Annotated in this window: 15 protein-coding genes, 4 tRNA genes and 1 pseudogene; 5 read left to right on the forward strand and 15 right to left on the reverse strand. The window is 57.9% G+C overall.

Annotated features, from left to right (window positions below):
- Positions 1-50: 50 nt before the first annotated feature.
- The 6 genes from clpP to AC1D2P_RS13880 form a co-directional block, all read right to left on the reverse strand.
- Complete coding sequence (gene clpP / locus AC1D2P_RS13855) at positions 51-686, reverse strand: ATP-dependent Clp endopeptidase proteolytic subunit ClpP (protein ID WP_015094302.1); 636 nt, start codon at positions 684-686, stop codon at positions 51-53.
- Between the two features lie 93 nt (positions 687-779).
- Positions 780-2,090, reverse strand: coding sequence for a trigger factor (gene tig / locus AC1D2P_RS13860; protein ID WP_223522524.1), 1,311 nt, complete (start codon positions 2,088-2,090; stop codon positions 780-782).
- 402 nt (positions 2,091-2,492) lie between these two features.
- A tRNA-His gene (locus tag AC1D2P_RS13865) sits at positions 2,493-2,568 on the reverse strand.
- Positions 2,569-2,645: 77 nt separating this feature from the next.
- A tRNA-Leu gene (locus tag AC1D2P_RS13870) sits at positions 2,646-2,730 on the reverse strand.
- Between the two features lie 55 nt (positions 2,731-2,785).
- Positions 2,786-2,861, reverse strand: a tRNA-His gene (locus AC1D2P_RS13875).
- A gap of 32 nt (positions 2,862-2,893) precedes the next feature.
- Positions 2,894-2,970, reverse strand: a tRNA-Arg gene (locus tag AC1D2P_RS13880).
- Between the two features lie 274 nt (positions 2,971-3,244).
- Between AC1D2P_RS13880 and folD the strand changes: the two genes are divergently transcribed.
- Together folD and pbpG are read left to right on the forward strand one after the other, a co-directional pair.
- Complete coding sequence (gene folD, locus AC1D2P_RS13885; protein ID WP_046032567.1) at positions 3,245-4,099, forward strand: bifunctional methylenetetrahydrofolate dehydrogenase/methenyltetrahydrofolate cyclohydrolase FolD; 855 nt, start codon at positions 3,245-3,247, stop codon at positions 4,097-4,099.
- A 236-nt stretch (positions 4,100-4,335) separates the two neighbouring features.
- Positions 4,336-5,274, forward strand: coding sequence for a D-alanyl-D-alanine endopeptidase (gene pbpG, locus AC1D2P_RS13890; RefSeq protein WP_046032568.1), 939 nt, complete (start codon positions 4,336-4,338; stop codon positions 5,272-5,274).
- A gap of 55 nt (positions 5,275-5,329) precedes the next feature.
- On the opposite strand, the gene AC1D2P_RS13895 is transcribed toward pbpG, so the two are convergent.
- The 3 genes from AC1D2P_RS13895 to AC1D2P_RS13905 all read right to left on the reverse strand — a co-directional run bounded on the left by AC1D2P_RS13895 (position 5,330) and on the right by AC1D2P_RS13905 (position 6,535).
- The gene (locus AC1D2P_RS13895; RefSeq protein ID WP_223522523.1) at positions 5,330-5,545 is read right to left on the reverse strand and encodes a hypothetical protein; all 216 of its coding nucleotides are present in this window, start codon (positions 5,543-5,545) and stop codon (positions 5,330-5,332) included.
- Between the two features lie 17 nt (positions 5,546-5,562).
- Positions 5,563-5,769: a DUF6021 family protein gene (locus AC1D2P_RS13900; RefSeq protein WP_027925384.1), complete on the reverse strand. Its 207-nt coding sequence runs from the start codon at positions 5,767-5,769 to the stop codon at positions 5,563-5,565.
- Between the two features lie 94 nt (positions 5,770-5,863).
- A complete protein-coding gene (locus AC1D2P_RS13905; protein WP_477758235.1) occupies positions 5,864-6,535 on the reverse strand; it encodes a cysteine peptidase family C39 domain-containing protein in 672 nt (223 codons plus the stop codon).
- Positions 6,536-6,756: 221 nt separating this feature from the next.
- Here AC1D2P_RS13905 and AC1D2P_RS13910 point away from each other — a divergent pair, with 221 nt between their 5' ends.
- Positions 6,757-6,927 (forward strand): hypothetical protein, encoded by a 171-nt coding sequence (locus AC1D2P_RS13910; RefSeq protein ID WP_175648988.1) that lies wholly within the window; start codon positions 6,757-6,759, stop codon positions 6,925-6,927.
- Positions 6,928-6,995: 68 nt separating this feature from the next.
- On the opposite strand, the gene AC1D2P_RS13915 is transcribed toward AC1D2P_RS13910, so the two are convergent.
- Both AC1D2P_RS13915 and AC1D2P_RS13920 read right to left on the reverse strand, forming a co-directional pair.
- Complete coding sequence (locus tag AC1D2P_RS13915) at positions 6,996-7,745, reverse strand: TerC family protein (protein WP_077431770.1); 750 nt, start codon at positions 7,743-7,745, stop codon at positions 6,996-6,998.
- A gap of 26 nt (positions 7,746-7,771) precedes the next feature.
- Positions 7,772-8,008, reverse strand: a complete 237-nt coding sequence (locus tag AC1D2P_RS13920; protein WP_223522521.1) for a hypothetical protein — start codon at positions 8,006-8,008, stop codon at positions 7,772-7,774.
- Between the two features lie 135 nt (positions 8,009-8,143).
- Here AC1D2P_RS13920 and nhaR point away from each other — a divergent pair, with 135 nt between their 5' ends.
- Positions 8,144-9,073: a transcriptional activator NhaR gene (gene nhaR, locus AC1D2P_RS13925; RefSeq protein ID WP_046032573.1), complete on the forward strand. Its 930-nt coding sequence runs from the start codon at positions 8,144-8,146 to the stop codon at positions 9,071-9,073.
- On the opposite strand, the gene AC1D2P_RS13930 is transcribed toward nhaR, so the two are convergent.
- Entirely contained in the window at positions 9,048-10,202 is a 1,155-nt protein-coding gene (locus tag AC1D2P_RS13930; protein ID WP_046032574.1) for an MFS transporter, read from the reverse strand. The two genes, nhaR and AC1D2P_RS13930, sit on opposite strands and share 26 nt — an antisense overlap.
- 367 nt (positions 10,203-10,569) lie before the next feature.
- Here AC1D2P_RS13930 and sstT point away from each other — a divergent pair, with 367 nt between their 5' ends.
- Positions 10,570-11,802, forward strand: a complete 1,233-nt coding sequence (gene sstT / locus AC1D2P_RS13935) for a serine/threonine transporter SstT (RefSeq protein WP_109786668.1) — start codon at positions 10,570-10,572, stop codon at positions 11,800-11,802.
- Between the two features lie 5 nt (positions 11,803-11,807).
- On the opposite strand, the pseudogene AC1D2P_RS13940 reads toward sstT, so the two are convergent.
- The 3 genes and pseudogenes from AC1D2P_RS13940 to AC1D2P_RS13950 form a co-directional block, all read right to left on the reverse strand.
- Positions 11,808-12,251, reverse strand: a pseudogene (locus tag AC1D2P_RS13940) (DUF1993 domain-containing protein); the annotation flags it as partial.
- Between the two features lie 87 nt (positions 12,252-12,338).
- Positions 12,339-13,748 (reverse strand): ArnT family glycosyltransferase, encoded by a 1,410-nt coding sequence (locus tag AC1D2P_RS13945; RefSeq protein ID WP_109786647.1) that lies wholly within the window; start codon positions 13,746-13,748, stop codon positions 12,339-12,341.
- 3 nt (positions 13,749-13,751) lie between these two features.
- Positions 13,752-13,858: lipid-A-disaccharide synthase N-terminal domain-containing protein (locus AC1D2P_RS13950; protein WP_477811470.1), on the reverse strand; the 107-nt coding region annotated here is incomplete at its 5' end.

Raw genomic sequence — 13,858 nt, forward strand, 5'->3', positions numbered from 1 at the left:
GCCCGCTGGTGATCGGACGAGCCGACCAACCCTATTTTGAGTTGCTTATATTAAGCGGGGCGCTGGCTGATCACTTCATCGATCAACCCGTACTCACGTGCAGCGTCTGCACTCATGAAATTATCGCGGTTGGTATCGCGCTCGATTTCCTCAAGCGTGCGCCCGCTGTGCTTGGCCATCAGCGTGTTGAGACGCTCACGAATGAAGAGGATTTCCTTGGCATGGATTTCGATATCCGAAGCCTGGCCCTGGAAACCGCCCAGTGGCTGGTGAATCATCACACGCGAGTTCGGCAGGCAGTAACGCTTGCCCTGGGCACCGGCGGTCAACAGGAACGCGCCCATGCTGCACGCCTGACCGATACAGGTGGTCGACACGTTTGGCTTGATGAACTGCATGGTGTCGTAGATCGACATGCCAGCCGTCACCGAACCGCCCGGGGAGTTGATATAGAGATGGATGTCCTTGTCCGGGTTTTCCGCTTCAAGGAACAGCAATTGCGCACAGATCAGGTTGGCCATGTAGTCCTCTACCGGGCCAACCAGAAAGATCACTCGCTCCTTGAGGAGGCGCGAGTAGATGTCGTAGGCGCGCTCGCCACGAGCGGACTGCTCGACAACCATCGGGACCAGGCCGCCTGCGGCCTGGATATCAGAGTTCTGCTGAATATACGAATTACGGAACATGCTCTGCAGTCACTCCCAAATAGTTATGTCTTGAATACGCATAAGCCAGCACGAAGGCTGGCTTATGGTGTGTACTTCTTATCGCAAAAACGATCAGTCGGCTTGTGGAGCTTCTACCGGCTTGACTGCTTCTTCGTAAGAGACCGATTTGTCGGTCACACTAGCCTTCTGCAGAACAGTATCCACAACTTGTTCTTCCAGCACAACCGAACGGACTTCGTTCAGTTGCTGCTCGTTCTTGTAGTACCAGGACACGACTTGCTCAGGCTCTTGGTAGGCCGAAGCCATTTCCTGAATCATCTCGCGAACGCGGGCTTCGTCAGGCTTGAGGTCGAATTGCTTGACCACTTCAGCAACGATCAGGCCCAGTACTACGCGGCGCTTGGCTTGTTCTTCGAACAGCTCGGCCGGCAGTTGGTCCGGCTTGATGTTGCCGCCGAACTGCTGAACAGCCTGCACGCGCAGACGGTCAACTTCGTTGGACAGCAGAGCCTTAGGCACTTCGATCGGGTTGGTGGCCAGCAGACCGTCCATTACCTGATTCTTGACCTTGGATTTAATCGCCTGGCGCAGTTCGCGCTCCATGTTCTTGCGAACTTCGGTGCGGAAGCCTTCCAGACCGGTTTCCTTGATGCCGAATTGTGCGAAGAATTCTTCGGTCAGCTCTGGCAGTTTTGGCTCGGAAACGGTGTTGACAGTCACGGTGAACTCGGCGGTTTTGCCAGCCAGGTCCAGGTTCTGGTAGTCCTCAGGGAAGGTCAGGTTCAGAACACGCTCTTCGCCGGCTTTAGCGCCAACCAGACCGTCTTCGAAACCAGGGATCATGCGACCCGAACCCAGCACCAGCTGAGTGCCCTTGGCGGAACCGCCAGCGAACACTTCACCGTCAACTTTGCCGACGAAATCGATGTTCAGTTGGTCTTCGCTCTGGGCAGCGCGATCGGCCACTTCGAAACGGGTGTTCTGCTTGCGCAGGATTTCCAGCATTTTGTCCAGATCGGCATCAGCCACGTCAGCGCTCAGGCGCTCTACGGTGATACCTTCGAAACCGGCAACAGTGAACTCAGGGAACACTTCGAATACAGCAACGTATTCCAGGTCCTTGCCCGCTTCCAGGGACTTAGGCTCGATCGAAGGCTGACCAGCCGGGTTCAGCTTCTGCTCAACCACAGCTTCGTAGAAGGAAGACTGGATCACATCGCCTACAGCTTCCTGGCGAGCGTCAGCACCGAAACGGCGCTTGATTTCGCTCATTGGCACTTTGCCTGGACGGAAGCCAGCAATCTTGGCCTTTTGGGCAGTCTGCTGCAGACGCTTGTTGACCTGGCTCTCAATGCGCTCAGCCGGCACGGTGACGCTCATGCGGCGCTCAAGAGCAGTAGTATTTTCAACAGAAACTTGCATGGATATTCCTCGTTGCACAGACGTTAGCCGGCCGTTTCCGACCCCAGAATCAAGGGCATGCATTCTAGTGGGTCAAACTCAAGAAGTCACCCTACTGAAAACGGGTAAAAACGCAGCAGGCAATTTATAGGTGCGAATGCACGAATGCACCTCGCCCCGATGGCAAATACAGCCAATTACGCCAGGGCTCTGCGCCAACCCTTCTATATATAGAAGAGGCTGCCAATCATCTCCCTGACAGCCGATCTTGCAAGCAAGGTCGGCGGGCAGCGCGGCATCATCGAGAAACAAAAATACGACGAAACGCCCCACCCCTGCGACCCAGAACCTGCAGCCGCCAAATACTCGAACCACTGAAACAAAAAAGGCGCCAGACTGTTAAATCTGGCGCCTTTCGAAATATGGGGTGGACGATGGGGATCGAACCCACGACAACGGGAGTCACAATCCCGTGCTCTACCAACTGAGCTACGCCCACCATATTGCCTGTCAAAGAAGCCAAACAACCTCTTTGTAAACCCCAACCACGCCAATCGGCATGAATGAAGCTTTATTTGGTGCGGATGAAGAGACTCGAACTCTTACGCCTCGCGGCGCTGGAACCTAAATCCAGTGTGTCTACCAATTCCACCACATCCGCATTGAAGCCTTTAAAGCAAAGGCGCCAGACTGTTAATCTGGCGCCTTTCGAAATATGGGGTGGACGATGGGGATCGAACCCACGACAACGGGAGTCACAATCCCGTGCTCTACCAACTGAGCTACGCCCACCATATTGCGCTACTTGTGCCAAAGCTGCCTAATGGCGCACCCGGCAGGACTCGAACCTGCGACCATCCGCTTAGAAGGCGGATGCTCTATCCAGCTGAGCTACGGGCGCCTTGTTAGCTGTAACCTTGGAGGACTACAAACTAAGTGCTTTCCAGTCTTGCGGAATCGTAACTCCGTTCGACCTTCCCAACCAGTGCTAGGCTGTGCCCGACAAGTGCGACGAATAGTATAGAGCCCCCCGGAGGTCGTCAAATCCTTTTTAAAAAAAATTCATTTAATTAAAGGAGTTAGGGGAATTTGCAGACCAAGCGCCTTTGCCCTCACCTCATGACATGCGAGAATGCGTTCTCTTTTTTTCCCCTCTCGATGGTTAATCACGCGCAATGACTGCACAACTAATCGACGGCAAATCGATCGCCGCCAGCCTGCGCCAGCAGATCGCCAAACGCGTTACCGAACGTCGCCAGCAAGGTCTGCGCACGCCGGGGCTCGCGGTGATCCTGGTCGGCAGCGATCCCGCCTCTCAGGTTTATGTCTCGCACAAGCGTAAAGACTGTGAAGAGGTCGGCTTTATCTCCCAAGCCTATGACCTGCCTTCCGAAACCACTCAAGAAGCACTGACCGATCTGATCGATCGTCTGAACGACGACCCGGCAATTGACGGCGTTCTGCTTCAGCTTCCTTTACCGGAACACCTGGACGCCTCCAAATTGCTGGAGCGCATTCGTCCGGACAAAGACGTCGACGGCTTCCACCCTTATAACGTCGGTCGCCTGGCCCAACGTATTCCGCTGCTGCGCCCCTGCACCCCTAAAGGCATCATGACCTTGCTGGAAAGCACCGGTGCCGATCTCTACGGGATGGATGCCGTGATTGTCGGCGCGTCCAACATTGTTGGCCGCCCGATGGCGATGGAGTTGCTGCTGGCCGGTTGCACCGTGACCGTTACCCACCGCTTCACCAAGGATCTGGCTGGCCATGTCGGCCGCGCTGACCTGGTGGTGGTTGCTGCTGGCAAGCCAGGCCTGGTCAAGGGTGAATGGATCAAGGAAGGCGCGATCGTGATCGATGTCGGCATCAATCGCCAGGAAGACGGCAAACTGGTCGGCGACGTAATCTACGAAACCGCCCTGCCCCGTGCTGGCTGGATTACACCCGTACCGGGCGGTGTTGGCCCGATGACCCGTGCCTGCCTGCTGGAAAACACGCTGTACGCGGCCGAAACCCTGCACAGCTAAGTGACAAAGCAGACGTAAATGGCCAATCAAGAACCCCGCTACTGGCGGGGTTTTTTTTGCCTGCAGAAAAAGCCCGACCACCTGCCGGAAAATGACATATTTTTCATGTTTCCAAACACTTTCATCTCTTACTGGAACAACCATCGACAGTTATTCAGCCATACTCCAGAATGTCGCGCTTTTTACGAAATAGCCCGTTACAAAACGGCTTATCAACACATAATGAGTCTGCCAGCGTGAAAATCCGTCTTTCGATCCTGAGCCTATTTTTTGCAGTTACAGGGACTTTCATCACGCCAATCGCCAACGCTGGCGATACGACCGCCGCGCCTCGAGATGCAACACATCTCAAACTCGCGTCGGGCAGTTCATTAGTCATGGATATGCAGACCAACAAAATCATCTACGCCAGCAATCCCGACGTGGTGGTCCCTATCGCTTCCGTGAGCAAGCTGATGACGGGCCTGGTCGTGGTTGAAGCGCGCCAGAACATGGACGAAATCATCAACATCAACATCAGTGACACCCCGGAAATGAAAGGGGTGTTTTCCCGGGTCAAGCTCAACAGTGAGATGCCACGCCGGGAAATGCTGCTGATTGCGCTGATGTCTTCGGAAAACCGCGCGGCGGCAAGCCTGGCCCACCACTACCCGGGTGGCTATGCGGCATTCATTGCCGCCATGAACGCCAAGGCCAAGGCACTGGGCATGACCAACACCCACTTCGTTGAGCCGACCGGTCTCTCCCCGCACAACGTGTCCACCGCTCGCGACTTGAGCAAACTGCTGGTCGCAGCGCACAAGCAACCGCTATTGACCGAACTGAGTACCACCAAAGAAAAAATCGTGTCGTTCCGCAAGCCCAACTACAGCCTGCAGTTCCGCAATACCGACCACTTGGTGCGCAAAGACGATTGGGACATCCAGCTGACGAAAACCGGCTTCACCAATCAGGCGGGTCACTGCCTGGTGCTGGTCACCAGCATGGGTAACCGCCAGGTTGCGCTGGTCATCCTCGACGCTTACGGCAAGTACACTCACTTTGCCGACGCCACCCGTATTCGCAATTGGGTCGAAACCGGCAAAGGCGCAGACGTGCCGTCGGTGGCCTTGCAGTACAAGTCTGACAAGAACCTCAAGCAACGTCAGAGCGGTGTGATTGAAGCCTCAAAGTAAACCAGCGCTCCCAAAAACAAAGCCCCGAAAAATCGGGGCTTTTTTTGTCTGAGGGTTAATCGTTGGGCAGCGGCATCTGATCGTCGTCAGGAATACCGTCCCCCTTGCTCGGGTCTCTCCAGCCCTCAGGGTGCGCTTTTGGCAACACCGGCCGTGCCAAAGGATCGCGCAGCGGGCTGTTCGGATCCATCACAGGGTCCGTCGCGGTCCCTTCGGGGGTTGTAGGAACGCTGTCCGGACGCTTGTCGTCGAAACTCGAATCGGTAGACATAGGCACCTCATCAGGGCTCAGGGTTTCAGATCAGCCAAGGGGTCGTAAGGCTTCGCTGGTGCCTTGGGATTGTCACCTGGCTTCACGTCCCTGGGTGCCTTGGCCGGACCGATGGGATCGACCTGGGGATCGGCGAGGTCTGGCGAATCGGGATCGAAACCCAGCTCATCGCCCGAAGAATGCTCAGACGAATGCGGGCCGACAGGGGTAGTGGAATGTGCCATGGGCGCCTCCTTGGTACGGCCCGGACAAATCCGGGTCCTGTCCTTTAGAGAGCCGCTGTGCACGGCAGTGCCCTGCAGAATGACGAACGGAGACCTACTGCGCCGTCAGGGCCTTTTTTGCCCGCGCAGCTGCTTGCTCCTGACCGGCCTGCCCCAGCTCATTGGCCGCCTTGAGCCAACGCTGCTGATCGACGTTGGCCGGAATCTGATCCGGCTTCAGGATCAGCACGGCCCAGCCGCCAGCGTCCTTGAATGACGATTCAAACGAACTGAAACTCATCAAGTCCCGACGATTCATCCCCGCGCGCAGCAACACGGTCTGCTTCTTACTGTTGTATCCAGCGAGAATGGCGTAGCGCGGCTCAGCCCAGAGCGCCGTACCTTCGGTGAAACGCACCATCACCGGATAGCCGGCGGCGACCTGAGTCAGCAGCGCGGGCAAAGTGTTGTCGAGGGGGTAAACCACCATCCCGTACTCTCGGGCCAGGTTCTGCATGTTCTGCTGTAACTTGTCTTCGGCGCCCGGCAAATGCAGGGGCTTTTCCAGCAAGCCAGGGGTAATGACTATGCCCTGTTGCGCCAACAGGCTGGCCAGCACTTGAGGCCCGCTTTGATAAGCCTGGCCCCGGTAGAACGTACCACTGAGCTCCACCCGCTCCGGCAGACGCTTGATCTCAGGTGCGACGCTCCCGGCGCACCCCGCCAATCCGGCAACGCAGCCAACGATCAGTGCTGCCGTTCGAATTCGAGAAAATACCCGCTCCATGTTCACTCTCTGTTCAGGCGCCAGGCACCACACTCCCGGCTTGGCCGTCGATCATAGGACGACGCGCGGTGCCGGTATAGCTTTAACCGGCAGTTGCGCGCATTCGATAGAGCGAACTCGTTAGTGACAGGCGACCTTTGGTCAATTGTCTGACACACAGCACCGACTAGACTGACAGTTGCAAAGCGTGTGTGCCCGATGCAGGGCAAAGAGGAGGCACGATGAGCCTTGTTATGACGATCGTGATGTTGATTTCCGGCTGGCTGGCCGTTGCCGCCGCCATGTTGTGGGGAGTCCTGCGCATTACCCGACGGCACCATCACCACCCGGTGCAATCAGCGCCTGTGGCCAAAAGCGAAAAACCAGCTGAGCATCACGCCACCGTGCACTGATCGGCCTATTTCAGCCTTCAAAAAAAAGGCCGCCTGAACACTCAGGCGGCCTTTTCGTTTATTGCCAATTAAGCTTCAGTCGCTACGCGCTTCTGCCTGGCCCGGCGGGACATCATGTTCAAGCATTCAATCGTGGCCGAGAACGCCATGGCCGCATAGACGTAGCCTTTCGGTACGTGGGCGCCGAAGCCTTCGGCGATCAGCGTCATGCCGATCATGATCAGGAAGCCCAGCGCCAGCATCACCACCGTCGGGTTGTCGTTGATGAACTTGGCCAATGGATCAGCCGCCAGCAACATCACCAGGACCGACACCACCACCGCAATGATCATGATCGGCAAATGCTCGGTCATGCCGACAGCGGTAATGATGCTGTCGATGGAAAACACCATGTCCAGCATCAGGATCTGACCGATCGCAGCCGCAAAGCCCAGGGTCACAGTGGACGTCGCCGATTTCGGATCTTCCGGCGCCGGGTCCATGCTGTGATGGATCTCGGTGGTCGCCTTCCACAACAGGAACAGGCCGCCGGCAATCAGGATCATGTCCTTCCAGGAGAACGCATGGCCGAGAACTTCGATCACAGGCGCCGTCAACTGGACGATGAACGCAATGGTGCTCAGCAGTGCCAGGCGCAGGATCAACGCCATGCCGATACCAATACGGCGGGCTTTCTGTCGGTGCTGCTCAGGCAGCTTATTGGTCAGGATCGAGATGAAGATCAGGTTATCGATGCCGAGCACGATTTCCATCACCACCAAAGTAGCCAGGGCGACCCAGGCGGTAGGGCTTGCAGCAAGTTCTAAAAGGTATTCCATGGGTCAGTCCTGACTCGTATTAGACGTTAGATTTCCTGGGATTGGGCTTTGTCTTTCTCTTCACCCGATGACTCTTTTTTGCTGATAACACCGTTAGTGGCGTCGCTGAGCGCTTGTTTGGCGGCTTTGTGGGTCTCGTCAATCGCCTGTTTGGCGCTTTCGGCAGCCTTGCCCATCAGTTGCTGAGCACTTTTTTCCGCCTGGTCGCAACCGGCCAACAGCAGTAAAGACGCGAACAGCACAGCCGTGGTTTTAAGCTTCATGATGTTTCCCTCGTTAGAACAAACGGCACCAAAACGATGGCCCGTTGATAGCGACGCATTCTAGGGAGACAAACACTTCAGGAAAATTCGTATTTTTAGCGGTTATACTTCGATTTTTACGAACTGTAGACCGCGATGCTCAACTATCGGCAATTGCATTACTTCTGGGTGGTAGCCAAGACCGGCAGCATCGTGCGCGCCTGCGAGCAGCTCAACCTGACACCACAGACCATCAGCGGGCAGATTTCCCTGCTCGAACAAACCTACGGCATCGAGTTGTTTCGACGGGTCGGCCGACAGCTTGAACTCACCGAGGCGGGCCGTCAGGCCCTGCCCTACGCCGAGCAGATGTTTCAGTTGGGCGGTGAACTGGAGTTGATGCTGCGCGCACAGCCCAACGAGCAGCAGATTCAATTTCGTGTGGGGGTCGCGGACGTCGTGCCCAAGTCGATCGTCTATCGGCTGATCGCGCCGACCATGGAGCTGAGCGAGCCGCTGCGCATCACCTGCCGCGAGGACAAGCTCGAGCGGTTGCTCGCCGACCTGGCAATCCAGCGCCTGGACATGGTGATTTCCGACAGCCCGATGCCCTCGCATCTGGACATCAAGGGCTATAGCCAGAAACTCGGGGAATGCGGGATCAGCTTCTTTGCCACGGCGGAACTGGCCGCGCAGCACGGTCAGGATTTCCCCCGCGGCCTGCACGGCGCGCCGCTGTTGATTCCGGGGCCGGAAACCGTGGTGCGCAACCGCTTGCAGCGCTGGTTCGCCGAGCAGCAAATCCAGCCGCGCATTGTCGGCGAGTTCGACGACAGTGCGCTGATGCAGGCTTTCGGTCAGTCCGGCAGCGGGATCTTCATCGGCCCGAGCGTGATTGCCGATGAAGTGAAACGCCAATGTGGCGTGGAGTTGATTGGCCAGACCGACGCCGTGACCGAGTCGTTCTACGCCATTTCAGTGGAGCGCAAGGTCAAGCACCCCGGCATCGTGGCGATTACCGAAGGCGCCCGACGCCAGTTGTTTACCGACCTTTCAACCGTCAGGCGTAAATCTCACGAGGCTTGAAGGTCATCAGCGCAATGGCCAGCAGAATCGAAGCAAGGATAAAACCGGCCGCCGCAAAACCAAGGCCTTGCAACCCGACACTGTCGATCACCCGGCCGCCAACGATCGCGCCCAGGCCGATGCCGAGGTTGGCCCCGGCAATGTTCAGCGACGCGGCGAACGCCGGGGCCTCGGGCGCCGCCTTCATCAGGCGCACGTGGCTGACCAGGAACAGCGCCGCCTGAGTCACGCCCCAGATACCCATCGCCGCCGCCAGACCGAGGGGCGAATGGATATTTGGCACCAGCGTTACCAGGCCGGAAATCATGAAGGCGCAGAACATCATCGAAGCGATCAGCGGATGGCGATCCACCGCGCGACCGCCCAGCGAGTTACCGATCAGCCCGACCGCGCCAAAGCCCATCAGGCACCAGCCGACCACCGTGCCGTTGAAACCGGCCAGGCGCTCAAGAATGTCCGCCAGGTAGGTGTACGCGGTAAACATCCCGCTGAAGACCACAATCGACAGCAGCACGTGGCCGAGCATCAGCGGGCTGCGCAGGATTTTGAATTGCGAACGGAAACTCACCTGATGCTGATGCAGATCGGTTTTGGGCAGGTAAATGAACAGCAGCAAGGCTTTGGCAAAGGCAATGACAGCGAGAATACCGAAGGCACTGCGCCAGCCGAATGCATCGGAAATCAGCGTGCCCACCGGAATGCCGAACACCGTGGCGCAGACAATCCCGAAACCGATCTTGGCGATGGCCCGCCCGGCGTAATCGGGGCCGACGATATCCACCGCCGTCTCGCTGGCCAGGGCCCAGAACACCGGCAACCCGAGCGCAGGAATCAACCGGGCAAATGCCATCACCCAGATATTGGGCGCAAAGGCCGCGAGGGTATTGGCCAGACCGAACATGATCAGCACGCTGATGAACAGTTTACGGCGCTCAAACCTGGCGAAGTAGGCGGTCAGGAACGGCCCGAAGGCAGCGACGGTGAAGGCAAACAACGTCACCAGCAAACCCGCTTGCGGGATCGAGACGTCCAGGTCCCGGGCGATGGCCGGCAACAGGCCGACGATGACGAATTCCGTGGTCAGCACCGTAAAACCGGCGGCGGACAACAGAAGAATGGGCAACAGCATGCAGAGCTCCAGAAAACGACGACACCAGCGATAGCCCGAAGGCCCACTGGCAACTTGAAAGTGAGGATGGCGAATCTTAACAGAGTGATTCAAAACAGGGTTGCACGAACCTGCCTATCTCGTTGAACGCCATAGCGTCAGTTGGTCACAGGTCTGAAAGAACGGTCCAGCGCTGTGATAAAGTCCGYGCCCTGCAAAATGTACACCCTGTGGTTAATGCCGATCAGTTAAACCAAAACGCAATTTTTGTGTGATGGCTGACTGATCGGCATTACACCCCTTTCCGGTTTCCCGCCTGTGGCCTGCCCCCGTTTATTGCCGCAAACCTGCGAAACCTTGCACTTATAAAAAATCAGAGATGCTGTTTATGACTGCTTCATCCCCTTCTCTATTGCAACGCCTGAAACGCACCAGCCTGGTGACGCAAATCGTTATCGGCCTGCTCGCCGGTATTGCCTTGGCCCTGTTCGCGCCTGAAGTGGCGAAGTCCACGGCGTTTATTGGCAAAGTCTTCGTCAGCGCATTGAAAGCAGTCGCGCCGATTTTGGTGTTCGTGTTGGTCATGGCCTCGATTGCCAACCATAAACACGGTCAGGAAACACATATCCGGCCGATTCTGTTCCTGTACCTGCTGGGGACTTTCGCTGCCGCGGTGGTCGCCGTCGTGGCCAGCATGATGTTCCCGTCGAGTCTGGTGCTGTCCACCCAGGACGTCGCGGTGACGGCACCGGGCGGTATTGGCGAAGTCCTGCAAAGCCTGCTGCTGAGCGTGGTTGATAACCCGATCAGCGCACTGATGAACGCCAACTTCATCGGCATCCTGGCGTGGGCGATCGGCATGGGCATCGCCATTCGCCACGCCGGCGACACCACCCGCGAAGTACTGGGTGACTTGTCCAATGGCGTGACCGTGATCGTGCGCGTGGTGATTCGCTTCGCCCCGCTGGGGATCTTCGGCCTGGTGTCCTCGACCCTGGCCACCTCCGGTTTTGGTGCCTTGATCGGCTACGCACACCTGCTGGCCGTGCTGCTGGGCTGCATGCTGTTCGTGGCGCTGGTGATGAACCCGCTGATCGTGTTCTGGAAGGTGCGTCGCAACCCTTATCCGCTGGTGCTGACCTGCCTGCGTGAGAGCGGCATTACCGCGTTCTTCACGCGCAGTTCGGCGGCGAACATTCCGGTCAACCTGGAGCTGAGCAAGCGCCTGGGCCTGCACGAAGACACCTACTCGGTATCGATCCCGCTGGGCGCGACCATCAACATGGCCGGCGCGGCGATCACCATCACTGTGTTGACCTTGGCAGCCGTGCACACCTTGGGCATCGCCGTGGACATTCCGACGGCCATTCTGCTGAGCGTCGTCGCAGCGATCTGTGCCTGTGGCGCTTCGGGCGTGGCCGGCGGTTCGCTGTTACTGATTCCGCTGGCGTGCAGCCTGTTCGGCATTCCTAGCGAAATCGCCATGCAGGTGGTGGCGGTCGGTTTCATCATTGGTGTATTGCAGGATTCGGCGGAGACCGCGCTGAACTCCTCCACGGACGTGCTGTTTACCGCCGCGGCGTGCCTGGGCGAAGAACAGAAAGCCGAGCGTTTGGCCTGACACAAGGTGGTGACGTGGAAGAAGAACTGCGGCAGGCCGTAGGTCAGCAGGTAAGCCTGGCCACTGAAGCGCTTCTCTTTAGGGGTACCCGGACGGGTAACGATCTCGATGCCTTCCTTGCCGTTGATCTGCTCCGGCTTGATCTCGCCGATGAAGGCCAGAACCTTGGCGATCAGTGCTTGCAGCTCAGCGAAGGTGGTTTCGGTGTCGTCGTACTTCGGCAGCTCGATTTCGGCCAGACGCGAGGAAACGCCTTTGGCGAAATCAACGGCGATCTGTACCTGACGCACCAGCGGGAACATGTCCGGGTACAGACGTGCCTGCAGGAATGCGTTCGGGTCAATGTTCTTGGCAGTGGCGTGGGCTTCGGCCTTGTTCARCACATCGCTCAGGGCATTGAGCATTTGCTTGAAAACAGGAACAGAAGCGTCGTACAGGGCGATGGTCATGGCAGGTCTCGTGTGGTGACAGGAGGAAAACGTCGGCCGATTATAGCCATGCGCAGCCCTCCTCCGACCGCTCTTTTTAAGCAGCGATCAACGGCACTCGCCACCCAAACGCACAAGGACCGCGCCCCGTTCCGGTTTCAGATAAGGTTTGACCGCGCCAACGGCGCACGACACCAGGTTCTGTAGCTCTGGCTGGAGCGGCTCCTGCATGAACAACAACCCCGCGGGCCGGGACTCTCCCTGCAACTGCTCCACCGTCAACGCAGCAACCGGCCGGCCCAGGTAATAGACCAGACGGATATCCGGCTCGCCGAGCGTGTAGGCTTTTTGGCCCGGTTGCCCTGCGGCCAATGTCGCGACCTGTTCCAGGCCAGCGACCCGGTGAGCCAGTACCCGCGCTTCAACGAACATGTAGAACACAACGAACCCGGCCAGCATCACGTAGGGTACAACGGCCAGGACCGTGCGCCAGCGCCCCTTCAGATCATCGAGCACTGCCGCCCAGTGCATGGCCAGCAGCAACGCCATGGACGGGTAAACCGGCAACAGGTACTTGCCGTGCTTTTCGGTGAACATCGAGAAAACCAGCAGCGGCAGCAGCGTGCAACACAGCAGCATGGCCGCTTCACGGCGCGAGCGGATCATTGCCCAGAACTTGCGCGGCTGCACAAACACAATCAGCCAGAACGGAAAGAAATCACCGGCCAGGTACAGCAGATACGCGTACCAGGCCTCGGCGCCCTGCCCGTCAATCTTCTTCACGATGTCTTCGCTGATGATCGACGCCCAGATGCCCCAGCCCTGACTTACCGACACCGCCACGTACCAGGAACTGCCCAGCACCACGGCAATCAACCAGCCCCAACCGTCACACAGGTAAGCCTTGGCCCGCGCATCGCGGTAGATCAAGGCGTACGTCAGAATCGGCGCCGTCACCCACAACAGGCACACCGGGCCTTTCGTCAGCAGTGCACAGCCAAGAAGGACGTAGCTGAGGCGGCGCCAGACATCCCGGCCCTGCAGGAAGATGAACTGCCACGCTGCCAGCAATGCGCCAAAGCACAGCAGGGTCAGCAGCATTTCGATTTCAGAGCGGCGGGCGAACAGACTGAAAGCACCGTTGGCGGCCAGAAACACCACGGCGAACAAACCGACCTGGCGCCCGGCCTGCCTGACGCCGTACCAATACGTGCCAAGGCAGCACAACATCGCGGCCAGCGCCGACGGCAGGCGCACACTCCACTCGGACAAACTGCCCAGCACGGCCGTCGACACCAGGCCCGCCCAATAGAAAAACGGCGGTTTGGACAGGTACAAATCGCCGTTCATGTACGGCAGCAACCAGCTCCCCGCTTCGCGCATTTCCCGCACGGTGACAGCGCGACGAGCCTCGTTGACACTGAGGAACGGCACGCTGCCCAATCCCCAGAAAAACAGCAGCGCAATGGCGATCGCCGCAAGTAACGTGATATTCCGGGTCGATAACGATCCGCGCATGACCTACTCCTTCAGGCTTTTGCTTTTGGCGATCAACTGCAAATTGCGAAAATAGACGATTGAACCGAAGGCCTGCCCGACAATGAACACCGGGTCCTCACGGTAAATGG

The sequence above is a fragment of the Pseudomonas sp. P1_F1_2 genome (assembly GCF_056405815.1).

What these genes read in the sequence shown, in the direction of transcription:
- AC1D2P_RS13895 (WP_223522523.1), bottom strand. Translation starts at nt 5,545, where the DNA reads ATGTCTACCGATTCGAGTTTCGACGACAAGCGTCCGGACAGCGTTCCT.
- AC1D2P_RS13945 (WP_109786647.1), bottom strand. Translation starts at nt 13,748, where the DNA reads ATGCGCGGATCGTTATCGACCCGGAATATCACGTTACTTGCGGCGATC.
- clpP (WP_015094302.1), bottom strand. Translation starts at nt 686, where the DNA reads ATGTTCCGTAATTCGTATATTCAGCAGAACTCTGATATCCAGGCCGCA.
- sstT (WP_109786668.1), top strand. Translation starts at nt 10,570, where the DNA reads ATGACTGCTTCATCCCCTTCTCTATTGCAACGCCTGAAACGCACCAGC.
- AC1D2P_RS13930 (WP_046032574.1), bottom strand. Translation starts at nt 10,202, where the DNA reads ATGCTGTTGCCCATTCTTCTGTTGTCCGCCGCCGGTTTTACGGTGCTG.
- tig (WP_223522524.1), bottom strand. Translation starts at nt 2,090, where the DNA reads ATGCAAGTTTCTGTTGAAAATACTACTGCTCTTGAGCGCCGCATGAGC.
- AC1D2P_RS13900 (WP_027925384.1), bottom strand. Translation starts at nt 5,769, where the DNA reads ATGGCACATTCCACTACCCCTGTCGGCCCGCATTCGTCTGAGCATTCT.
- AC1D2P_RS13920 (WP_223522521.1), bottom strand. Translation starts at nt 8,008, where the DNA reads ATGAAGCTTAAAACCACGGCTGTGCTGTTCGCGTCTTTACTGCTGTTG.
- folD (WP_046032567.1), top strand. Translation starts at nt 3,245, where the DNA reads ATGACTGCACAACTAATCGACGGCAAATCGATCGCCGCCAGCCTGCGC.
- nhaR (WP_046032573.1), top strand. Translation starts at nt 8,144, where the DNA reads ATGCTCAACTATCGGCAATTGCATTACTTCTGGGTGGTAGCCAAGACC.
- AC1D2P_RS13910 (WP_175648988.1), top strand. Translation starts at nt 6,757, where the DNA reads ATGAGCCTTGTTATGACGATCGTGATGTTGATTTCCGGCTGGCTGGCC.
- AC1D2P_RS13905 (WP_477758235.1), bottom strand. Translation starts at nt 6,535, where the DNA reads ATGGAGCGGGTATTTTCTCGAATTCGAACGGCAGCACTGATCGTTGGC.
- AC1D2P_RS13915 (WP_077431770.1), bottom strand. Translation starts at nt 7,745, where the DNA reads ATGGAATACCTTTTAGAACTTGCTGCAAGCCCTACCGCCTGGGTCGCC.